This is a genomic window from Nostoc sp. UIC 10630 (assembly GCF_010747425.1).
Taxonomy (GTDB): Bacteria; Cyanobacteriota; Cyanobacteriia; order Cyanobacteriales; family Nostocaceae; genus Nostoc.
This window is the reverse complement of sequence record NZ_JAAGOG010000384.1, coordinates 1-2,945: the sequence shown is the minus strand read 5'-3', so window position 1 is coordinate 2,945 and position 2,945 is coordinate 1. Positions and strand designations below refer to the sequence as shown.

2 protein-coding genes and 1 pseudogene are annotated in these 2,945 nt (G+C 37.4%); 1 reads left to right on the top strand and 2 read right to left on the bottom strand.

Going from position 1 to position 2,945, the window contains the following annotated elements:
* Positions 1 to 414: 414 nt before the first annotated feature.
* On the bottom strand, positions 415 to 1,662 hold the full coding sequence (locus G1O98_RS37680) for a glycosyltransferase (protein ID WP_163939491.1): 1,248 nt from the start codon (positions 1,660 to 1,662) through the stop codon (positions 415 to 417).
* A gap of 197 nt (positions 1,663 to 1,859) precedes the next feature.
* A pseudogene (locus G1O98_RS40500) lies at positions 1,860 to 1,985 on the bottom strand (IS630 family transposase); the annotation flags it as partial.
* A 750-nt stretch (positions 1,986 to 2,735) separates the two neighbouring features.
* Here G1O98_RS40500 and G1O98_RS39545 point away from each other — a divergent pair.
* Positions 2,736 to 2,945, top strand: a 210-nt coding sequence (locus tag G1O98_RS39545; protein ID WP_207794530.1) for a hypothetical protein, incomplete at its 3' end; no start/stop codon positions are given.

The following is a 2,945-nucleotide window of genomic DNA, read 5'->3' as shown; positions in this document are numbered from 1 at the left end:
TATCCGACACACGACCTTTGATTTCCCCACCCTTCAAATGTACGGAGCTTTTTCAGAAATCAAATATTAGTCCTATATACACCGTAAGTATGTGTTGGGGAGGGAAAAAGATTTCTAATTTCCCGTTTTCATAAGCCAATACGCTTGGGTTTAGGCTATGCAGTGCCAAGAATAGTAAGAAAATCCCTCATCAAGTTTCTTAGAACCAGCGTAAATTCGTTCTACTACACTCTTTCAATATACAAGCGTGCAATTTTCCCCTTTTGACACGGTGATGCCTTAAATACAATTAAAAGTTTCAATAGCCAAAAAGGGATCAATTTAGCTGCTAGGTATCTTTTTTTACTACATTTATTTACCTCTATCCTGAAATTTAAGTTCGTTCTAAAGGCAAAAATCAAAATCTCGTTGTGATTATTTTATTTCGGTGACGCGCCAGCTAAGTTTCAAATTAATCCAAAAATTCCAGATAGTAGCAACTGCGATCGCAATAAAGTTGGCAATATAACGGTTAGGAATAATAAAATTGAATACCAAATTTAATACCAGTACATTCAATACCAATCCAGCAAGGCAAATGGCGTTGAACTTCAAAAACCGCTTCAGGCGTTGATGCCATTCTTGCTGTCTGGCGCTGACATCAGCAAATGTCCAAGCGTCATTCCACAAGAAATTATTTAAAATCGCAATTTCACCAGCGATAATTTTGCTGCGTGTCAGGGGCCAAGCCAAGGTAGTGGGATCACTGAGTAAATAAAGAATTGTCATATCCACAAATACCCCACTCAGTCCTACTAAGCCAAAGCGGATAAATCGGCCAATGGGGAAACCTGTTTGTTGAGTAAGTTTTTGTTTTTTATTACCTCCGGTTAGCCGTAACCTTACTAAATGGTGAATGTAATCTATGTATTGTTTCCATGTAACTTTGCTTTCACCCTCTTTGCGTTCACAAAATACATATCCAACTTCGGCAACTTCATCTACCTTCCCCCGACCGATTACTTCTAAGAGAATTTTGTATCCCACTGGATTTAGTGTTGCATTAGCGATCGCACTTCGACGCACCATAAAATAACCACTCATAGGGTCAGAAACTCTGCCCAGTACTCCCGGTAGAATAACCAAGCCTAATAATTGAGCGCCACGAGACAATAAACGTCTGACAACACTCCAGCTACTAACACCGCCTCCTTCAACATGACGACTAGCTACTGCCAAATCCGCTCCCTGTTCAACACTACGCAACAGTTGCATTAGCACCTCTGGCGGATGCTGCAAATCTCCATCAATTACCCCTAACACACTTCCCGTAGCTGCTTGCCACCCACGAATCACTGCCGAAGATAGCCCCCGTTCTTGTTCTCGTCGCATCACCCGCAACTGAGGGTATTCTGTTGTCAGAGATTGTGCTATTTCCCAAGTTCGGTCTGGGCTATCATCGTCTACCACAATTAGTTCATATTTTCCTGGAATTGATTCATCCAGTAACTGACTCAATATACTGACCACATTTTGGATGTTGTCACGCTCTTTATAAGTAGGAATTACTAGAGATAGATGGATAGATTCACCACTTATACCCACACCATGAGGGGGCAAGTCTGAAATCTTTAGTGGGCCCGTTGGTACTGCTAACAGCGAGTTGGATGAGTTTGTCTTCATAATTTCACATTTATCTGTAAAGACCAAAGGAAATAGAGTCGAACATCTGCGTGCTTTATTGACTGAACCTGGTTAGCCAAAGTTTTTTGTTACATTTAGATGTTCTGAAAAGTTTGATATCTGCCTCCTGCCTTATGAACGGAGGTTGGGTTTAAAACCCTTGTCTATTATCTCTGCACGTTTTATATATTCAGAAGTCCATAACTTCCTTTATGTGTAAGCTTTAAACCTTCAGTTACCCTTTGAAAAAATGATTTTTTCCATTTACTGATGAAACATAGTATTGGCATTATTGCTTCATGACTGTATCCACAGAGTGGCATATTACAGCACTTCCGCCAGCTATGAGGTACATCCTAAAAGCTGAAAGCAATGATAGGAGAGGGGCAAGGAGAAAACTATATTGCATAATAGCCGGAAGCGCTGTAACTGCATTTGCTCGTTTAATGTCACTATTATCTTGGCTGTTTTCAATAAACTTTGTTATTGATTCTATCCACATGACACACCCTGTACTTAGTCGCAAACATGACTTCAGTTGCTTTTTCAGTATTGAATCTTATCAGAAATGGTTTAGAATTGCTATACATCTCATGAATGATTTAGGATTGCTGTATTAATTGCTATATTGTTTTTTGAGTTTGGCGAGCGAGTAATAATTAAAGATGTTCACTTTTCCTAAGTAACTTTATAGTACTCTTGAGTAAAATGCATTCAATTGTATATAATTATTATAACTAATGATAATACAATTGAAAATCGGATTGCAACTTGAAGTGTTTAAAACTAGCAAGGTAAACACCTAGCTTCATTTGAATTTTGGATTTAAAGACCTGTATTAAACTCACAATAAGCGCATATCAAATATTATTGACAAAACTAAAACTATAAAATAAAGGTTTATGGTTTGGTTTAGTTCTACAGGCTAAATAGCGAAGGCTTAAGTTATTAGCAATAAGCGGTACTGAATGGGATTACTTAGGTCTCTATTTAGATGATGAGTTTCTCATTCAAAATCTGTGCTTGCCTTGGTATTAAACCATTCTATATTGTTAATGAATGATTAATTATTTATGCTTATGCTAAATGTAAACAATTTATCTAACAGTAAGAAAAACCAAATATTATTAAGTTTCGCCATAATTTTTTCATTAATATTATGTGGAGAATTAGCAATTAGAGCTTATTCTTTTTATCTTGATGCTTTAGGTAATTCCACAGGTCGATATTTACCTGATTTTCCCAACCCTTTTGACCAAATAAGAACAGGCATAGAATTCCTT